Origin of the sequence: Mesorhizobium sp. C372A (assembly GCF_030323245.1) — a bacterium.
Taxonomy (GTDB): domain Bacteria; phylum Pseudomonadota; class Alphaproteobacteria; order Rhizobiales; family Rhizobiaceae; genus Mesorhizobium.
In genome coordinates this window covers 3812903-3831382 of record NZ_CP100475.1, presented here as the reverse complement: position 1 = coordinate 3831382, position 18480 = coordinate 3812903, and the positions used below count along the sequence as shown (strand labels likewise).

18 protein-coding genes are annotated in these 18480 nt (G+C 63.1%); all 18 read right to left on the bottom strand.

The annotated features are described in order from the left end of the window. Positions 1 to 453 precede the first annotated feature (453 nt). Positions 454 to 738 (bottom strand): DUF1467 family protein, encoded by a 285-nt coding sequence (locus NLY42_RS18200; RefSeq protein WP_023670803.1) that lies wholly within the window; start codon positions 736 to 738, stop codon positions 454 to 456. Further along, a complete protein-coding gene (gene mce, locus NLY42_RS18195) occupies positions 735 to 1139 on the bottom strand; it encodes a methylmalonyl-CoA epimerase (protein WP_023690961.1) in 405 nt (134 codons plus the stop codon). The genes NLY42_RS18200 and mce overlap by 4 nt, the downstream gene beginning before the upstream one ends. A 97-nt stretch (positions 1140 to 1236) precedes the next feature. Further along, positions 1237 to 2910, bottom strand: a complete 1674-nt coding sequence (locus NLY42_RS18190) for a ribonuclease J (RefSeq protein ID WP_023753471.1) — start codon at positions 2908 to 2910, stop codon at positions 1237 to 1239. A gap of 32 nt (positions 2911 to 2942) precedes the next feature. Continuing rightward, positions 2943 to 3764 carry a biotin--[acetyl-CoA-carboxylase] ligase gene (locus tag NLY42_RS18185; RefSeq protein ID WP_023670806.1) on the bottom strand — a complete coding sequence of 274 codons (822 nt, stop codon included), beginning with the start codon at positions 3762 to 3764 and terminating at the stop codon, positions 2943 to 2945. Positions 3765 to 3768: 4 nt separating this feature from the next. Continuing rightward, positions 3769 to 5205: an NADH-quinone oxidoreductase subunit NuoN gene (gene nuoN / locus NLY42_RS18180; RefSeq protein ID WP_023753472.1), complete on the bottom strand. Its 1437-nt coding sequence runs from the start codon at positions 5203 to 5205 to the stop codon at positions 3769 to 3771. 18 nt (positions 5206 to 5223) lie between these two features. Beyond that, positions 5224 to 6729, bottom strand: a complete 1506-nt coding sequence (locus tag NLY42_RS18175; protein WP_023670808.1) for an NADH-quinone oxidoreductase subunit M — start codon at positions 6727 to 6729, stop codon at positions 5224 to 5226. Further along, positions 6729 to 8702: an NADH-quinone oxidoreductase subunit L gene (nuoL, locus tag NLY42_RS18170; protein WP_023753473.1), complete on the bottom strand. Its 1974-nt coding sequence runs from the start codon at positions 8700 to 8702 to the stop codon at positions 6729 to 6731. The genes NLY42_RS18175 and nuoL overlap by 1 nt, the downstream gene beginning before the upstream one ends. 10 nt (positions 8703 to 8712) lie before the next feature. After that, positions 8713 to 9021, bottom strand: coding sequence for an NADH-quinone oxidoreductase subunit NuoK (gene nuoK, locus NLY42_RS18165; RefSeq protein WP_023670810.1), 309 nt, complete (start codon positions 9019 to 9021; stop codon positions 8713 to 8715). Position 9022: 1 nt separating this feature from the next. Beyond that, positions 9023 to 9643, bottom strand: a complete 621-nt coding sequence (locus NLY42_RS18160; RefSeq protein ID WP_023690957.1) for an NADH-quinone oxidoreductase subunit J — start codon at positions 9641 to 9643, stop codon at positions 9023 to 9025. A 123-nt stretch (positions 9644 to 9766) separates the two neighbouring features. After that, positions 9767 to 10258: an NADH-quinone oxidoreductase subunit NuoI gene (gene nuoI, locus NLY42_RS18155; protein WP_023685203.1), complete on the bottom strand. Its 492-nt coding sequence runs from the start codon at positions 10256 to 10258 to the stop codon at positions 9767 to 9769. After that, the gene (gene nuoH, locus NLY42_RS18150; RefSeq protein WP_023685202.1) at positions 10258 to 11301 is read right to left on the bottom strand and encodes an NADH-quinone oxidoreductase subunit NuoH; all 1044 of its coding nucleotides are present in this window, start codon (positions 11299 to 11301) and stop codon (positions 10258 to 10260) included. The genes nuoI and nuoH overlap by 1 nt, the downstream gene beginning before the upstream one ends. A gap of 2 nt (positions 11302 to 11303) precedes the next feature. Further along, entirely contained in the window at positions 11304 to 13385 is a 2082-nt protein-coding gene (gene nuoG / locus NLY42_RS18145; RefSeq protein WP_023753474.1) for an NADH-quinone oxidoreductase subunit NuoG, read from the bottom strand. Further along, on the bottom strand, positions 13385 to 13666 hold the full coding sequence (locus NLY42_RS18140; RefSeq protein WP_023685200.1) for a pentapeptide repeat-containing protein: 282 nt from the start codon (positions 13664 to 13666) through the stop codon (positions 13385 to 13387). The genes nuoG and NLY42_RS18140 overlap by 1 nt, the downstream gene beginning before the upstream one ends. Before the next feature lie 11 nt (positions 13667 to 13677). Beyond that, positions 13678 to 14370 (bottom strand): helix-hairpin-helix domain-containing protein, encoded by a 693-nt coding sequence (locus NLY42_RS18135; RefSeq protein ID WP_023753475.1) that lies wholly within the window; start codon positions 14368 to 14370, stop codon positions 13678 to 13680. 74 nt (positions 14371 to 14444) lie between these two features. Further along, entirely contained in the window at positions 14445 to 15749 is a 1305-nt protein-coding gene (nuoF, locus tag NLY42_RS18130) for an NADH-quinone oxidoreductase subunit NuoF (RefSeq protein ID WP_023670819.1), read from the bottom strand. 3 nt (positions 15750 to 15752) lie between these two features. Further along, positions 15753 to 15956 (bottom strand): hypothetical protein, encoded by a 204-nt coding sequence (locus NLY42_RS18125; protein WP_023753476.1) that lies wholly within the window; start codon positions 15954 to 15956, stop codon positions 15753 to 15755. After that, positions 15956 to 17287 (bottom strand): NADH-quinone oxidoreductase subunit E, encoded by a 1332-nt coding sequence (locus NLY42_RS18120; protein ID WP_023753477.1) that lies wholly within the window; start codon positions 17285 to 17287, stop codon positions 15956 to 15958. Before NLY42_RS18120 ends, NLY42_RS18125 begins: the two co-directional genes overlap by 1 nt. Next, positions 17288 to 18478 (bottom strand): NADH-quinone oxidoreductase subunit D, encoded by a 1191-nt coding sequence (locus NLY42_RS18115; protein ID WP_023670822.1) that lies wholly within the window; start codon positions 18476 to 18478, stop codon positions 17288 to 17290. Positions 18479 to 18480 lie beyond the last annotated feature (2 nt).

Here is an 18480-nt window from a genome sequence, read left to right as displayed (position 1 = left end):
TCGCAAGCAAAGCCTGCCGCACTATTGTGCACTGCAGCACAGATTGCCCGATTGCGGGCAAAATTCTGCGTGACAATTTCATCAGGGTTAGGCTAGTGTGCCCCGATAACCGAGAGGGTGGAGAAAAATCTGCTCTCCTACGCGGTCAAAGTCTTGGGAGGATGCGATCTAGGCGCGGTTACCCGCTGCCGCCGGAAACCGGAAAACAGATCGGAACGCGTTTAAATTGCAAGGCCTTGTGCCTTGCATTTTTTTTGCCCGATCATCTGGTTAGATCAACCTGTTCCCCAAATCACATGAGCTTGCGTCAGCCTGATGCCCAGTCGTGATTCTAATGCGGGTGGGCCATGCCTGGCCGCCGATTGTGCATCGCAGGCTGGCGAGACAAAACCTGAGTTTGGCGCTCCGAAAACAGGCACGAACACCCCACCCGATCTGTCGGCGGGAAAGTGGTTAGTTAGCAGGTGCCTGGCTGGCTTCGGGGATGATGTGCGGGACTTCGTCGAGGCTGTAGCCCAGCCCGTGCGTCAGGCTGTAGAAAACCCCCATGACGACAGCAGTGACGATGGTGGTGCGGATCACGGCGCGCAGCATATGCGGTCCGCGCGGCGCGCTCGCAACCGTGCCCAGCGTCACGTCCTGGTCGTCATCCTGCGTCTTGACGCTGAACGGTAGCACGATGAACAGCATCAGCCACCACGTGATGAAGAACAGCGCGGCAAACGAAATCCAGCTCATGCCTGCTCCAGTTCGACCAGCGTGCCGAAGAAATCCTTGGGATGCAGGAACAGCACCGGCTTGCCGTGGGCGCCGGTTTTGGGATTGCCGTCGCCCAGCACGCGGGCGCCGCTTGCTTTGAGGTGATCGCGCGCGGCAAGGATGTCGTCGACTTCGTAGCAGACATGATGCATGCCACCCGAGGGGTTCTTCGCCAGAAAGGCCGCGATCGGCGACCGTTCGCCCAGCGGCTCCAGGAGTTCGATCTTGGTGTTGCCGACATCGACGAACACCACCGTCACGCCATGCTCGGGCAAAGCCTGCGGCGCAGTCACCCGCGCGCCAAGTGTATCGCGATAGGCCGCAATCGCCGCGGCCAGGTCCGGTACGGCAAGTGCTACATGGTTCAGGCGTCCCAGCATGAAGTGCTCCACAAGTTAAGGGAGTAGGGAATGGGCAGTAGGCAGTAGTGATACATCTGCATTTTTCTCCACTGCCTACCGCCTACTGCCTATTCCCTCACCTCGTCACAAACACCGTCACCAGCGGCTTCTTGCCCCAGGCCTCGTTGGCGGCGCCGCGCACGGCGCGGCGCACCGCTTCCTGCACCAGATCGAGGTCCTTGCGGCGCTGGCGAGGGATCGAGTCGACCGCGCCGACGGCCGCGTCGAGCATCAGATCTTCCATGTTTTCGCCACGGGCATCGGCCTCGGCGACGCCGATGGCGACCAGATCGGGATCGCCGGCGAGCTCATATTTATCGTCGAGCACGACATTGACCGCGACATGGCCGGCGAAGGATAGCTTGCGCCGGTCGCGTATGCCCATCGCCTGGTCGGTGCCGATCAGCCTGCCGTCCTTGTAGATGCGGCCGAACGGCACCTGGTCGATGATCGTGGCCGGACCCGGCGCCAGCCGCAGCATGTCGCCGTCGCGCACCTGCGCCACCTGGCCGATGCCGGAGGTCGACATCAGCGACCCCTGCGCCACCAGATGCGCGGCTTCGCCATGCACGGGAACGCCGATCTGCGGCCGCACCCACTCATACATCCTGCGCAATTCGCTGCGGCGGGGATGGCCGGAGACATGCACAAGCGCGTCGCCATCCTCGATGATCTTGATGCCGAGGTCGATGAGGCGGTTCTTGATCTCGAGGATCGCCTTCTCGTTGCCGGGAATGGTGCGCGAGGAAAACACCACCGTGTCGCCGGCCGTAAGCGACACCGACTTCATCTCGTCGCGCGAAAGTTTTGCCAGCGCCGCCAGCGACTCGCCCTGGCTGCCGGTGCAGATGATGACCAGGTTCTCGCGCGGGATGAAGCCGAAATCCTCCTCGGCGATGAACTCCGGCAGCCCGTCCATGTAGCCGAGCTCGCCGGCGACATCGATGACCCGCTTCAGCGAGCGGCCGAGCACCAGGCACTGGCGGCCGGCATCGCGCGCCGCCTTGGCGATCGAGACGATGCGCCCGACATTGGAAGAGAAGGTAGTGACGGCGACACGGCCGACAGCGCTCTGGATGACGCCCCTGAGGCCTTCGCCCACCGCCACTTCCGACGGCGATTCGCCTTCGCGCAGCGCATTGGTGGAATCGCAGACCAGCGCCAGCACGCCCTTGTCGCCATAGGCGCGAAACCGCGCCTCGTCGGTTTTCGGACCGATCGTCGGTTCCGGATCGATCTTCCAGTCGCCGGTATGGATGACGGTACCAGCCGGCGAGGTGATCGCCAGCGACATCGGCTCGGGGATGGAGTGCGCCACCGGAATGGCCTCGATCGAGAACGGGCCGACGGTGAATGTCTCGCCTGCCCGGTAGATCGTCACCGGAATTTTCTTCGGCGCGCCCTGCTCGCCTTGGCGCTTGGCGTCCAGCAGGCCGGCGCTGAACGGTGTCATCCACACCGGCGCCTTCAGCTTTGGCCAGATGTCGAGCAGCGCCCCGTAATGGTCTTCATGCGCATGGGTGATGATGATGCCGCGCAGGCCGGCGAGGTTCTCCTCGATGAAGCGCGTATCGGGCAGGATCAGGTCGACGCCCGGGTGCGCCGCATCGGGAAAGGTCACGCCGACATCGACGACGATCCACTCGCGCGCGCTAGGCGGCCCATAGCCGTAAAGGGCGAAGTTCATGCCGATCTCGCCGACGCCGCCGAGCGGCACGAAGACGAGTTCGGCGTTTTGCGCTTTCGCCATCAAATTTCCCTTCCCGGCCCTTGCGACCAGCCCTAAATCTTTGCCGACGCGACGGCGCCGAAATGCACGTCGCCGGCGGCTACCGTCACGACCGACCCCTCATCATCGCGGATCACGAAACGGCAGTCCGCGTCAATGGTCTCGAAGGTACCGCGCACCACATTCCCGTCAATCCTGACAGCAACCTCGCCGCCAAGCCCCGCCGCGCGCGCCAGCCAGCGACGCCGGATGGCGTCGAGCCCGCGTCCGTCGTCCCACAGCCGGGCATTGTCGGTCCAGGCATCGGACAGCGCCAAGAACAGCGTTTCGGCGTCGCATGTCGCGCCCAGTGCCTGAAGCGATGTCGCCGGATACGGCAAATCCGGCGGATGCGCCACCACATTGACGCCGATGCCCACCGCCACCGCGAAACGGCCGCCATCGAGAATGGCCGATTCCAGCAGGATGCCGGCCAGCTTGGCGCCGGAGGCCAGCACATCGTTCGGCCATTTCAGCTCGAAGCGGTTCTGCCCCTGGCTGGCGCCGTCGAGGCCGATAGCGATCCTGCCCTTCGGCACCACGGCGTCGAGCGCATCGGCCAGCGACAGGCCGGCGACGAAGCCCAGCGTCGCCGCCAGACGCAACTCACCGCCGGTGATGACCAGCAATGTCGCCGCCAGATTGCCCTCGGGCGATACCCAGGCCCTGCCGCGGCGGCCACGACCGCTTTCCTGCTTCTTGGAAACGACCCACAATTTGCCGGGATCGCCTGCCCTTGCATGGTCCAGCGCCAGCGTGTTGGTGGAACCCACACTGTCATGCGCCTCGAGCCGGAACCCTTCCGTCTCAGAGGTCGGAGCCAGCCGAAATGCCATCCGGTCAGAAAAATGTCTTGGCGGCGGCTTCGGCGTAGGTCGCGATCGGACCGCCGATCAGCACATAGAACAGCACGAAAGCGCCGGAGACACCAAGCACGAGGCGCAGCTCAACCGCCATCGGCACGAAGCCGCCGGCCGGTTCGTCGAACCACATGATCTTGATGATGCGCAGATAGTAGAAAGCGCCCACGACGGAGGCCAGCACGCCGATGATCGCCAGCGCATAGAGGTTGGCGTTGATGGCGGCGAGGAACACGTACCATTTCCCCCAGAAGCCGGCGAGCGGCGGGATGCCGGCCAGCGAGAACATCAGGATGGTCAGGATCGTCGCCATGATCGGATTGGTCGACGACAGACCGGCGAGATCGCTGATCTGCTCGACATTGCCTTCCTTGCGCCGCATGGCGAGGATGAAGGCGAAGGTGCCGAGCGTCATGACGAGATAGATCAGCATGTAGATGGCGACGCCGCGCACGCCGGCCTGGCTGTTGGCGGCAAGGCCGACCAGCGCATACCCCATATGGCCGATCGAGGAGTACGCCATCAGCCGCTTGATGTTGGTCTGGCCGATCGCGGCAAAGGAGCCGAGCGCCATCGAGGCGATCGAGATGAAGACGATGATCTGCTGCCAGTCGGAAGCGATCGGCTTGAAGGCGCCCATGGTGACGCGCACGATCAGCGCCATTGCCGCCATTTTGGGAGCAGCCGCCAGGAAAGCGGTGACCGGCGTCGGTGCGCCCTCGTAGACATCGGGCGTCCACATGTGGAACGGCACCGCCGAAATCTTGAAGGCAAGGCCGGCCAAAACGAAGACCAGGCCGACGACGAGACCCAACTGGCGCTCGCCGCTGCCAAGCGCGGAGGAAATTTCCTGGAAGCCTACATTGCCGGTGTAGCCGTAAATGAGGCTGATTCCGTAAAGCAGCATGCCCGACGATAGCGCGCCGAGCACAAAATACTTCAAACCGGCCTCCGTCGAACGCAGATTGTCGCGATTGATCGCCGCCAGCACGTAAATCGCCAGCGACTGCAGCTCGAGGCCGAGATAGAGCCCGATCATGCCGTTGGCCGAGATCATCAGCATCATGCCGAGCGTGCAGAGCAGGATCAGCACCGGGTATTCGAACTTGTCGAAATGCTCCTGCCTGGCGAAGCGCATCGACATCACCAGCGTCACCGCCGAACCGATCAGCGACAGCACCTTCATGAAGCGGGAGAACGGATCCTGGATGAAGGCGTTGCCGTAGGCTGCGCCCTGCCCCGTGGGAAAGATCAGCCATAGGCCTGCGATCACCAGCACGGCGACGGCAAGGCCGGTCACCAGAATGGCAGTGTTGGCGCGCGAATAGGCGCCGACCATCAACAGCGCCAGCGCGCCGATGGCGAGGATCAGCTCCGGCGTCGAGAGCGAAAGGCTGGAGTAAAGGTCCGGCGTCATGGTTCGCAAAACCTCTGGTCAGTTCGCCGCCGCGGTTTGCGCGGCGCCGATGGATGCGGTGACATTGGTGACGAGCGCCTTGACCGATTGGGCCGTGGCATCGAAGACGGGAGCGGGATAAACGCCGAAGAAGATGACCAGCACGACCAGGGGGTAGATGATCGCCTTCTCGCGCGTCGACAGATCGAGCAGGCCCTTCAGGCTTTCCTTGGTCAGCGCGCCGAAGATCACCCGGCGGTAGAGCCAGAGTGCGTAGGCGGCCGACAGGATGACGCCGGTGGCGGCGAAGAACGCCACCCAGGTGTTGACCCGGAACACGCCGAGCATGGTCAGGAACTCGCCAACGAAACCTGACGTGCCCGGCAAGCCGACATTGGCCATGGTGAAGATCAGGAACACCGTGGCGTATTTCGGCATGTTGTTGACCAAGCCGCCATAGGCGTCGATCTCGCGCGTGTGCATGCGGTCGTAAATGACGCCGACGCACAGGAACAGCGCGCCCGAGACGAGGCCGTGGCTCAGCATCTGGAAGATCGCGCCCTGCACGCCTTCCTGGTTCATGGCGAAGATGCCCATGGTGACGAAGCCCATATGGGCGACGGAGGAATAGGCGATCAGCTTCTTCATGTCCTCCTGCATCAGCGCCACCAGCGAGGTGTAGATGATGGCGACGACCGACAGCGTAAACACCAGCGGCGCGAACATTTCCGAGGCCAGCGGGAACATCGGCAGGGAAAAGCGCAGGAAGCCGTACCCGCCCATTTTCAGCAGGATGCCGGCCAGGATCACCGAGCCCGCCGTCGGCGCTTCGACGTGGGCGTCGGGCAGCCAGGTGTGCACCGGCCACATCGGCATCTTCACCGCGAAGGAGGCGAAGAAGGCCAGAAATAGCCATGTCTGCATGTGGGCCGGGAAGTTGTGGGTCAGCAGCGTCGGGATGTCGGTGGTGCCCGCCTGGAAGAACATCGCCATGATGGCGAGCAGCATCAGCACCGAGCCGGCCAACGTGTAGAGGAAGAACTTGAACGAGGCATAGACGCGGCGCTTGCCGCCCCAGACGCCGATGATGATGAACATCGGGATCAGGCCGGCCTCGAAGAAGACGTAGAACAGCACGATGTCGAGCGCGCAGAACACGCCGATCATCAGCGTTTCCAAGAGCAGGAAGGCAATCATGTAGGCCTTGACGCGCTTGTCGATCGCTTCCCACGACGCCAGGATGCAGAGCGGCATGAGGAACGTCGTCAGGATGACGAACAGCATCGAAATGCCGTCGACGCCCATATGGTAGGAGATGCCGGAATCCAACCAGGCAAACTTCTCGACGAACTGGAAGCCGGCTTGCGAATTGTCGAAGCCGGTCCAGATGAACAGCGAGATGATGAAGGTGGCCGCTGTCGTCGTGAACGCGATGGCGCGGATGTTGCGACGCGCATTCGGGCTGTCATCCCTGATGAACAGGATCAGCAGCACACCTACAAGCGGCAGGAAGGTGACCAGCGAGAGGATTGGCCAGGCGGTCATCAGAGCATCATCCAGGTGACGAGTGCGGCCACGCCGATCAGCATGGCGAAGGCATAGTGATAGAGATAGCCGGTCTGTAGCTTGACGACGCGGTCGGTGACGTCGACGACACGCGCCGAAATGCCGTCAGGGCCGAGCCCGTCGATGATGGTGCCGTCGCCGGTCTTCCACAAGAACCTGCCCAGCGCCTTTGCCGGCCGCACGAACAGGACGTCGTAGAGCTCGTCAAAGTACCATTTGTTGAGCAGGAAGGCATACAGCAGCCGATGGTTGGCGGCGACGCTCCGGGGCAGTTCCGGCGAGCGGATGTAGAACTTCCAGGCGACGGCAAAGCCGATGATCATGGCGACGAACGGTGCCAGCTCGACCCACAGCGGCAATTCGTGGATATCGTGCAGGATGTGGTTGTCCGGCAGCGTGAACAGCGAGGCCTTCCAGAATTCGGTATAGCCTTCGCCGATGAAGGCACCATGGAAGATAACGCCGGCAAACAGCGCGCCCGCGGCCAGGATGAACAGCGGCACCAGCATCACCGGCGGCGATTCATGGACATGGTGCATGACGTCGTGGCTCGCCCGCGGCTCGCCATGGAAGGTCATGAAGATCAGCCGCCAGGAGTAGAAGGAGGTGAAGCAGGCGGCGATGACCAGCAGGACAAAAGCGAGGCCAGCGACCGAATTGTGGCCGGCAAAGGCAGCCTCGATGATGGCATCCTTGGAGAAGAAGCCGGCGGTGCCGATGACGGTCACCGGAATGCCGACGCCGGTCAGCGCCAGCGTGCCGATCACCATCATCCAGTAGGTCTTCGGAATGAGCTTCCGCAGGCCGCCCATCTTGCGCATGTCCTGCTCGTCGGAGACGGCATGGATGACCGAGCCGGAGCCCAGGAACAGCAGCGCCTTGAAGAAGGCGTGCGCGAACAGATGGAAGATCGCCGCGCCATAGGCGCCGACGCCGAGCGCGACGAACATGTAGCCGAGCTGCGAACAGGTCGAATAGGCGATGACGCGCTTGATGTCGTTCTGGACCAGGCCGACGGTCGCCGCGAAGAAGGCGGTGAAGGCGCCGATGAAGGTCACCACGGTCAGCGCCGAATGCGACAGTTCGAACAGCGGCGACAGCCGCGCCAGCATGAACACGCCGGCCGTGACCATGGTGGCGGCATGGATCAGCGCGGAAACCGGGGTCGGGCCCTCCATCGCGTCCGGCAGCCAGGTGTGCAGCGGCACCTGCGCCGACTTGCCCATGGCGCCCATGAACAGCAGCAGGCAGACGATGGTCATGGCTGCCTGCTTGTCCAGCGCGTAGCCGAGGAAGGTCAGCACGGCCGCGCCTTGTGGGGCGCCTTCAGCCGGAATGAACGTCGCGGCATTGGCGAAGATGGTGCCGAGATTGACCGAGCCGAACAAAACGAAGACGCCGAAAATGCCGAGCGCGAAGCCAAAATCGCCGACGCGGTTGACGACGAAGGCCTTGATGGCAGCAGCATTGGCCGACGGCCTCTTGTACCAGAAGCCGATCAGCAAATAGGAGGCGAGACCCACCCCTTCCCAGCCGAAGAACATCTGCACGAGGTTGTCCGCCGTCACCAGCATCAGCATGGCGAAGGTGAACAACGACAGATAGGCGAAGAAGCGCGGCCGGTTCGGATCGTGGTGCATGTAGCCGATCGAATAGATGTGGACCAGCGCCGACACCGTGTTGACCACCACCAGCATGACCACCGTCAGCGTATCGATCCTGAGCGCCCAGGACGCGTCCAAGCCGCCGGATTGGATCCAGCGCAGTACCGGCACGGTGAACACCTCGCCTTCGCCGAAGCCGACGGAGAAGAAGGCGACCCAGGACAGCACGGCCGAGATCACCAGGAAGCCTGAGGTGATATATTCCGATGCCTTGGCGCCGAGCGCATTGCCGAACAGGCCGACAATCAGGAAGCCGAGCAGCGGAAGGAAGACGATCGCTTGATACATGTTAGCCCCGTCAACCCTTCATCTGGTTCACGTCTTCGACCGCGATCGAGCCGCGGTTGCGGAAGAAGACGACGAGAATGGCAAGACCGATGGCCGCTTCGGCGGCCGCGACCGTCAGCACGAACAGGGCAAACACCTGGCCGACGAGATCGCCCAATGCCGCCGAGAAGGCGACGAAATTGATGTTGACCGCCAAAAGGATCAGCTCGATCGACATCAGGATGACGATGATGTTCCTGCGGTTCAGGAAGATGCCGAACACGCCGAGCGTGAACAGGATCGCCGATACGGTCAGGTAATGTGCGATGCCGACGACCATCTCAGAGCCCCTCGCCCGACTTGACCTTGCGGATTTCCATGCCTGTCGCCGGCGTGCGGCCGACCTGGGCGGCGATCGACTGCCGCTTGACCCCTTCCTTGTGGCGCAGCGTCAGCACGATGGCGCCAATCATGGCGACCAGCAGGATGAGGCCCGAAATCTGGAAGTAGTAGAGGTAGTCCGTATAGAGGATGTCGCCGAGTGCTGCGGTGTTTGTCCGCGCGGCAAGATCCGGGATGGGTTTGGAGACCGTCGAGGCCAGTTGCGGCGCGAAGGTGTAGCCGCCGAGCACCACGATCAGCTCGGCCGCCAGGATCAGCCCGACCAGCGCGCCGATCGGCGCATATTGCAGGGCGCCTTCCTTCATCTCGGCGAAGTCGACATCGAGCATCATGACGACGAACAGGAACAGCACCATGACCGCGCCGACATAGACGACGAGCAGGATCATCGCCAGGAACTCGGCGCCGGTCAGCATGAACAGGCCGGCGGCGTTAAAGAAGGTCAGGATCAGGAACAGCACGGAATGCACGGGGTTGCGCGACGAAATGACCATGAAGGCCGACGCCACCGCGACAAAGGCGAAGAGGTAGAAAAAGGCCGCCTCTAGTCCACTCAGCATTGGGGATCCCCCGGGTTCCTGTCCAAACAGGACATCCGTCCTGTTTGATTTCTGCGACCGCCTCCGGCCGGCAAGTTGCGTTGTCCTTAGACGAGGGCCCTCGCCCCGTCCATGCGTCAAATGTCAGCGGTAAGGCGAGTCCAGCGAGATGTTGCGCGCCAGTTCGCGCTCCCAGCGGTCGCCATTCGCCAGCAGCCTGTCCTTGTCGTAGTAAAGCTCTTCGCGCGTCTCCGTCGCGAACTCGAAATTCGGCCCCTCGACGATGGCGTCGACCGGGCAGGCTTCCTGGCAGAAGCCGCAATAGATGCACTTCACCATGTCGATGTCGTAGCGCACGGTGCGGCGCGTGCCGTCATTGCGGCGCGGGCCGGCCTCGATGGTGATCGCCTGCGCCGGACAGATCGCTTCGCACAATTTGCAGGCGATGCAGCGTTCCTCGCCATTGGGATAGCGGCGCAGCGCGTGCTCGCCACGGAAGCGCGGGCTGGTCGGCCCTTTCTCGTGCGGATAGTTGATCGTTTCCTTCGGCGCGAAGAACTGGCGCATCGACAGGAAGAAGGCGCTGACGAAATCCTGCAGCAGCAGCGATTTTGCGGCCTGGCCAAAAGCGGACATCACGCAAACCCCGTGATTTTGAGGAAGGCCGCGGTGGCAACGACCATGAACAGGGAGATCGGCAGGAACACTTTCCAGCCCAGCCGCATCAGCTGGTCGTAGCGGTAGCGCGGCACGAAGGCCTTCACCATCGAGAACATGAAGAACATCAGGCAGATCTTGAGCACGAACCAGATCACGCCGGGCACCCAGGTGAAGGGGGCGAAGTCGAAGGGCGGCAGCCAGCCGCCGAGGAACAGGATGGTGGCCAGCGCGCACATCATCACCACGGCGACATATTCGCCGAGGAAGAACAACAGGAACGGCGTCGACGAATATTCGACCATATGGCCGGCGACCAATTCGGACTCGGCTTCCACCAGGTCGAAGGGCGGGCGGTTGGTCTCGGCCAGCGCCGAGATGAAGAAAATGACGAACATCGGGAACAGCGCCAGCCAGTGCCAGTCGAGGAAGCTGTTGGGCAGGCCAAGCTTGGTGCCCAGCCCATCCTGCTGCGACAGCACGATGTCCGACAGGTTGAGCGAGCCGACGCAGAGCAGCACGGTGACGATGACGAAGCCGATCGAGACTTCGTAGGACACCATCTGCGCCGCCGAGCGCAGCGCGCCGAGGAACGGGTATTTCGAATTGGACGCCCAGCCGCCCATGATCACGCCATAGACCTCGAGCGAGGAGATGGCGAAGACGTAGAGGATGCCGACATTGACGTTGGCGATCCCCCAGCCGGCATTGACGGGAATGACCGCCCAGGCCGAGATTGCCAGCACGGCCGACACCAGCGGCGCCAGCAGGAACACGCCCTTGTTGGCGCCGGACGGAATGACCGGTTCCTTGAAGACGAATTTTAGCAGATCGGCGAAAGCCTGCAGCGTGCCCCACGGGCCGACGACGTTCGGGCCGCGGCGCAATTGCACCGCCGCCCAGATCTTGCGGTCGGCGTAAAGCAGGTAGGCAACCCCGATCAGCAAAACGACGATCAGCACGACCGACTTTAAAAGGATGATCAGCGTCGGCAGCACGTAGAAGGAGAAGAAGGTGTCCATGTCTACTCTGCCGCCTGCCTGAAGCCGTTTTTCGCCAGCGCCGAGCATTCCGCCATGACGGCGGAGGCCCGCGCAATCGGGTTGGTCAGATAGAAATCCGTGACCGGCGAGGTGAAAGTGCCCTTGTTCAGCCGCCCGCCGAGCTTCGCCACCCTAGCGACGTCATCGGCATTGCCGGCTTCGACATGATCGATGCGGGCGAGATGCGGGTATTCGCCATAGAGTTTGGCGCGCAACTGCTGCAGCGAATCGAAGGGTAGTTTCTTGCCCAGCACATCGGACAATGCCCTCAGGATCGCCCAGTCTTCGCGCGCGTCGCCCGGCGCGAAGCCCGCGCGGTTGGTCTGCTGCACGCGTCCCTCGGTGTTGACATAGGTGCCGGACTTTTCGGTGTAAGCGGCTCCCGGCAGGATGACATTGGCGCGGTGCGCACCGGCGTCGCCATGCGTTCCGACATAGACGACGAAGGCGCCGCCGGTCTTGGACATGTCGATCTCGTCGGCGCCGAGCAGGAACAGAACCTCGCTCTCACCCAGCATGCCGGCAACGTTCTTGCCGCCCTTGCCAGGCACGAAGCCGACATCGAGACCGCCGACGCGCGCGGCTGCAGTGTGCAGCACGGCAAAGCCGTTCCAGTCGGCGCGGGCAGCGTTGACGGCGGTGGCGAGTTTCGCCGCCTGGCCGAGCACCGCCGCGCCGTCGGCACGCGACAGCGCGCCCTGGCCGACGATGATCAGCGGATGCGTCGCCTTCTTCAGTACCTGGAAGAACTTGCCATTGCCGTCGGCCAGGTCTTTCAGCGACTCCGGACCGGCGCCGAGCTGTTCGTAGTCGTAACGCGTGTCGCCGACCTCGCCGATGACGCCGACCGGCAGATTGCCGATCCGCCAGCGCTTGCGGATGCGGGCATTGAGCACCGAGGCCTCGAAGCGCGGATTGGCGCCGATGATCAGCACCGCGTCGGCCTGCTCGATGCCCTCGATGGTGGGGTTGAAGATGTAGCTGGCGCGGCCGAGCGCGGGATCGAGTGCGGCGCCGTCCTGGCGGCAATCGGTGTTCTTCGAGCCCAACGCAGCCATAAGCTGCTTCAGCGCGTAGATTTCCTCGACGGCGGCAAGATCGCCCGCAATCGCGCCGATTTTCTCGGGCGCCGCATTCGACACCGCATCCCTGATCGCAACGAACGCTTCGGCCCAGCTGGCCGGCGCCAACTTTCCGTCCTTGCGAACATAGGGGCGGTCGAGGCGCTGCGTGCGCAATCCGTCCCAGATGAAGCGGGTCTTGTCGGAAATCCACTCCTCGTTCACCGCTTCATTGACGCGCGGCAGGATGCGCATCACCTCGCGGCCGCGGCTGTCGACGCGGATTGCCGAGCCGACGGCGTCCATGACGTCGATGGATTCTGTCTTGGTCAGCTCCCACGGCCGTGCCTGAAAGGCGAAAGGCTTGGAGGTCAGCGCGCCGACCGGGCAGAGGTCGATGACATTGCCCTGCAGCTCCGAGGTCATGGCGCTTTCGAGATAGGTGGTGATCTCGGCATCCTCGCCGCGGCCGATCAGGCCAAGCTCGGAAATGCCCGCAACTTCCGTGGTGAAGCGAACGCAGCGCGTGCAGTGGATGCAGCGGTTCATAACCGTCTTGACCAATGGGCCGATATACTTGTCTTCGACCGCGCGCTTGTTCTCGTGATAGCGCGAGGAATCGACGCCGAAGGCCATCGCCTGGTCCTGCAGGTCGCATTCGCCGCCCTGGTCGCAGATCGGGCAATCCAGCGGATGGTTGATCAAAAGGAATTCCATCACGCCTTCGCGGGCCTTCTTGACCATCGGCGTGTTGGTGAAGATTTCAGGCGCCTCGCCATTGGGTCCCGGACGGAGGTCGCGCACATTCATGGCGCAGGAGGCCTGCGGCTTGGGCGGCCCGCCCTTCACCTCGATCAGGCACATGCGGCAATTGCCGGCGATCGACAGCCGCTCATGGAAGCAGAAGCGCGGCACTTCCGCGCCGGCGTCCTCGGCCGCCTGCAGCAGCGTGTAGTGGTCGGGTACAGTGATCTCTTTCCCGTCGACCTTGAGCTTTGCCATCAATTGCCCCCGGCGGTCTGCGCCGTCTCATATGCCTGAAACAGATCGCTCAGCCTGATGCCATTGATCATCATGCCGGCGACTTCAGCGTTTTCTATCTTCAAATTGCTCATATTCACATTGCTGAAAAACGCGTTCGAGAGGTTCGCGTCGTCCACCACGGCCGCCGACAGGTCGACGTTGTGAAACTGCGTGTTCGACAAGTTCACATCGTCAAATCTGGAGTTGCTGACGATGGCATTGCGCACATCGAGAACATCGCTCCTGTCGTGGATCTCCATGCCTGCCACCCCTACTTCTTCGCCTTGGCAGCCAGCGTCAGCGCCGCGGCCTGGCGGGTCCACTCGTCGCGGCCGATACGGCCGGTGAGCGACAGGTAGTCCTCGACCCAGGCGATCTCTTCCGGCGCCCAGGCGGCGATCTGGGCAAAGGTCCAGATGCCGAGGCCGTTCAGCACCTTTTCCAGCTTCGGCCCAACGCCGGTGATCGCCTTGAGATCCGACGGCTTGGCCGGACGAGCCACGGCCTTGGGCTGTCTGAAATCCTCCGGCATCAATCCGATCGTCGCGCCTTCGGCGACGGCATCGGTCTTCTCCGGCTCGGCATCGACGGTGCGAGCGGCAATATCGGTCACATCCTGGGCAAAAGTCTGCGCCTCGGCGATCAGGGTTCTGGTCGCCGCGCGCGCCTTGGTGGCCGGCGCGGTCTCGGAGAACCCTTGGGTGCGCTGCTCGAAATCGTCGATGATCGGGTGGAAAATCCGCTGCGATGCCTCGGCAGCACCCGACAAGGCGCCTAGCCACACGCCAAAGGCATGGTTGGCAAGGCCGAAGCCCAGCGCCGACATGGCGGCGGCACCCGCGACAGGATGCGCGAGAAGGTTGACGGCGCTGGCCATCTCCTTCGGCATCATCCTTGTCAAATCCTGGTTCATCTTCTCAAGCTGGTCCAAATTGGGCATCAAAGGGTTCGAATAGGGCGCCATAGACATCTCCTGGTCGTTTCTTCGTCAGCCCCGCCCCGCTGTGTCAGTCCCGGGCTTGCGCCCGTATTTCAAATCTACTCAGCCGCCACCATCACCGGTTCGGCCCGGTGCGCGTTGCGCGAAAACTCGTCGATGCGCCGCTCCACCTCGCCGCGGAAATGCCGCATCAAGCCCTGGATCGGCCATGCCGCCGCATCGCCCAGCGCACAGATCGTATGGCCCTCCACCTGCTTGGTGACGTCGAGCAGCATGTCGATCTCGCGCTTCTGCGCCTCGCCGCGCACCAGCCGCTCCATCACCCGCCACATCCAGCCGGTGCCTTCGCGGCATGGCGTGCACTGGCCGCAGCTCTCATGCTTGTAAAAATAGGACAGCCTGGCGATCGCCTTCACGATATCGGTCGACTTGTCCATGACGATGACAGCCGCCGTGCCGAGGCCGGATTTCAGGTCGCGCAAAGCATCGAAATCCATCGGCGCATCGATGATCTGCTCGGCCGGCACCAGCGGCACCGAAGCGCCGCCCGGAATGACCGCGAGGAGATTGTCCCAGCCGCCGCGAATGCCACCGCAATGCGTCTCGATCAGCTCGCGGAACGGGATCGACATCGCCTCTTCGACGGTGCACGGATTGTTGACGTGACCCGAGATGCAAAACAGCTTGGTGCCGACATTGTTGGGCCGGCCAAAGGACGAGAACCAGGCGGCGCCACGGCGCAAAATGGTCGGCGCGACCGCGATGGACTCGACATTGTTCACGGTAGTCGGACAACCGTACAAGCCGACATTGGCTGGGAATGGCGGCTTCAGCCGGGGCTGGCCCTTCTTGCCTTCGAGGCTTTCGAGAAGTGCTGTTTCCTCGCCACATATATAGGCGCCGGCGCCGTGATGCATGTAGATGTCGAAATCGTAGCCGGACGTGTTGTTCTTGCCGATCAGCCTGGCCTCGTAGGCCTCGTCGATGGCGCGCTGCAGTGCCTCGCGCTCGCGGATGAACTCGCCGCGCACATAGATGTAGGCGGCGACCGCGCCCATGGCGAAGCCGGCGATGAACGAGCCCTCGACCAGCGTGTGCGGATCGTTGCGCAGGATGTCGCGATCCTTGCACGTGCCGGGCTCGGATTCGTCGGCGTTGACAACGAGATAGCTCGGCCTTCCGTCGCTCTGCTTGGGCATGAACGACCATTTCAGCCCGGTCGGGAAACCGGCGCCGCCACGGCCGCGCAGGCCTGACGCCTTCATCTCGTTGACGATCCACTCTCGCCCCTTGGCGATGATGCCGGGCGTGTTGTCCCAGGCGCCGCGCGCCATCGCGCCGGCCAGCGACTTGTCGAAGAGGCCATAGATGTTGTTGAAGATGCGGTCTTTGTCGGCCAGCATGACTTACCTCTTTCCCCGCAAGACGATCGAGACCCACACCAGCACGCCCATGCCGGTCGCGGCCATCGATTCCAGGGTATCCGAAAACGGCAATTCGACGAGGCGCCGAAGCCCCTCCAGAAGGATGTTGGCAGCAGCGATGCAGACAACGCCGATGACAATGCTGCGCAGCGACAGCAAAGATCCGGTGCTTTGCGCTTCAGCCATCAACGTGGCTCCTTGCCGAAGACGCGGATGTATTCGGCGACGCCGCCCTTGGCGAGCGCCTTGGCCTGCTTGCCCCAGTCGTCGCGCTCGATGCGGCCCTGGAAAGCGAGATATCCATCCACCCAGTCGCGCTCGGCCTTATTCCAGGATGCGACCTGTGTGAAGGTGAAGATGCCAAGCGAATGAAGGATGCCCTCGATCTTCGGGCCGATGCCCGAGATCAGCTTGAGATCGTCGACCGCGGCCGGCCTGTCGATTCCGGCCGGACGGTTCTTGTCCTCGAGCGACGGCTTTGCGGGCCTGGCTGCCGGCGCCTTGACGGCCGGGGCCACCGTGGCCTTGGCCGCTGGCGCCTTGAATTCCGGCGCGGTGAAGGCAGCTGCCGGCGTGGAGGTGGTCTTCGGGCCATTACGCTGCTTGGCGACCTTCTCGACTTCAGGCGCCGCGGTGTTGGCGTTGGCGGCCGAATGCAGGGGCGCCGGGACGCTCGCCGCTTTTTCCGCCGCCGGTGCAACCTTGGCCCTGGAGGGCGACTTCAACGCCGAGCTGGTTTCCGGCGCATCGGTTTTCGGTTTGCCGGCGTTGGATGGCGCGACCGGGGCGGCCGCTGCAGGAGCGGCAGGAGCCGGAACAGGCGCCGCAATGATTGCGTCGGGCGCCGCGTGGGCAGCCTTGCTCGCGGCCCTGGCTTCCTTGTCGCGCGTTGCTTTGAGGATCGCCTTTTCGCTCTTCAGCGTCGTCAGGCCAGGCGCCGGCTCCGAGCCGGTTCTGCCGTTTTGCGGTCCCGTGGGAACCGAGGCGCCCTTGCCCGCATCGTAAAGATCGATGATTTCGGCCAGCCGCTCGGGCGTCAGATCCTCGAACGTATCCTTGAAGACCATCACCATCGGCGCGTTGACGCAGGCGCCGAGGCATTCGACCTCCTCCCACGACAGCGTGCCCTTGTCGTTGGTGTGGAACTGGTCGTGATGGATTTTCGAGCGGCACACATCCATCAGCGCTTCCGAGCCGCGCAGCATGCAGGGCGTGGTGCCGCAGACCTGGATATGCGCGCGCGTGCCGACCGGATTGAGCTGGTACTGCGTGTAGAAGGTCGCGACTTCGAGCCCGCGAATGCGCGGCATGCCGAGCATGTCCGAAATCGTCTCGATCGCCGCCTTGGTGACCCAGCCTTCCTGCTCCTGCGCAATCATCAGCAAGGGAATGATCGCCGACTGCTCGCGGCCCTTCGGATATTTCTTGATCCATTGCTTCGCAACCGCCGCATTCGCCCGGTTGAAGGCGAAGGTGGCTGGCTGGACGCTTGCTTCTGCGAGACGGCGGACTGACATTTAGCGATCGACCTCACCAAACACGATGTCGAGGGAACCCAGGACGGCAGTGACGTCGGCCAGCATGTGGCCACGGCAGAGGAAATCCATGGCTTGCAGATGCGCGAAGCCGGGCGCGCGCAGCTTGCAGCGGTAGGGCTTGTTGGTGCCGTCGGAGACGAGATAGACGCCGAACTCGCCCTTCGGCGCCTCGACTGCGGCATAGACCTCGCCGGCCGGCACGCGGTAACCCTCAGTATAGAGCTTGAAATGATGGATCAGCGCTTCCATCGAGCGCTTCATCGCCTGGCGCTTGGGCGGCACCACCTTGCCGTCGAGGTTCGACACCGGCCCGGTGCTCTCCTTGCCTAGCAGAAGGTCGACGCACTGACGCATGATCTTGGCCGACTGGCGCATTTCTTCCATGCGCACGAGGTAGCGGTCGTAGCAGTCGCCGTTCTTGCCGATCGGGATGTCGAAATCCATCTCGGAATAGCATTCATAAGGCTGCGACTTGCGCAAATCCCAGGCCGCACCCGAGCCGCGCACCATGACGCCGGAAAAGCCCCAGGCCCAGGCGTCGGCCAGCGACACGATACCGATATCGACATTGCGCTGCTTGAAGATGCGGTTGCCGGTAAGCAGCTTGTCGAGGTCGTCGAGCGACTTCAGGAACGGGTCGATCCACTTGCCGATGTCCTCGACCAGCTTCGCCGGCAGATCCTGGTGCACACCGCCCGGACGGAAATAGGCCGCGTGCATGCGCGAACCCGAGGCTCGTTCATAGAACACCATCAGCTTTTCGCGTTCGACGAAACCCCACAGCGGCGGCGTCAGCGCGCCGATATCCAGCGCCTGCGTCGTCACATTGAGGATGTGCGACATGATGCGGCTGAGCTCGGAATAGAGCACGCGGATCAGCTGGCCGCGCTTCGGCACCTCGATGCCGAGCAACCGCTCGGTGGCGAGCGCGAAGGCATGCTCCTGGTTCATCGGCGCGCAATAATCGAGCCGGTCGAGATAGGGCACGGCCTGCAGGTAGGTCTTGTGCTCGATCAGCTTTTCGGTGCCGCGATGGAGCAGGCCGATATGCGGATCGACGCGATCGACCACTTCGCCGTCGAGCTCCAGCACAAGACGCAAAACACCGTGCGCCGCAGGGTGCTGCGGTCCGAAGTTGATGTTGAAGTTGCGGACGGAGGTTTCAGCCATTC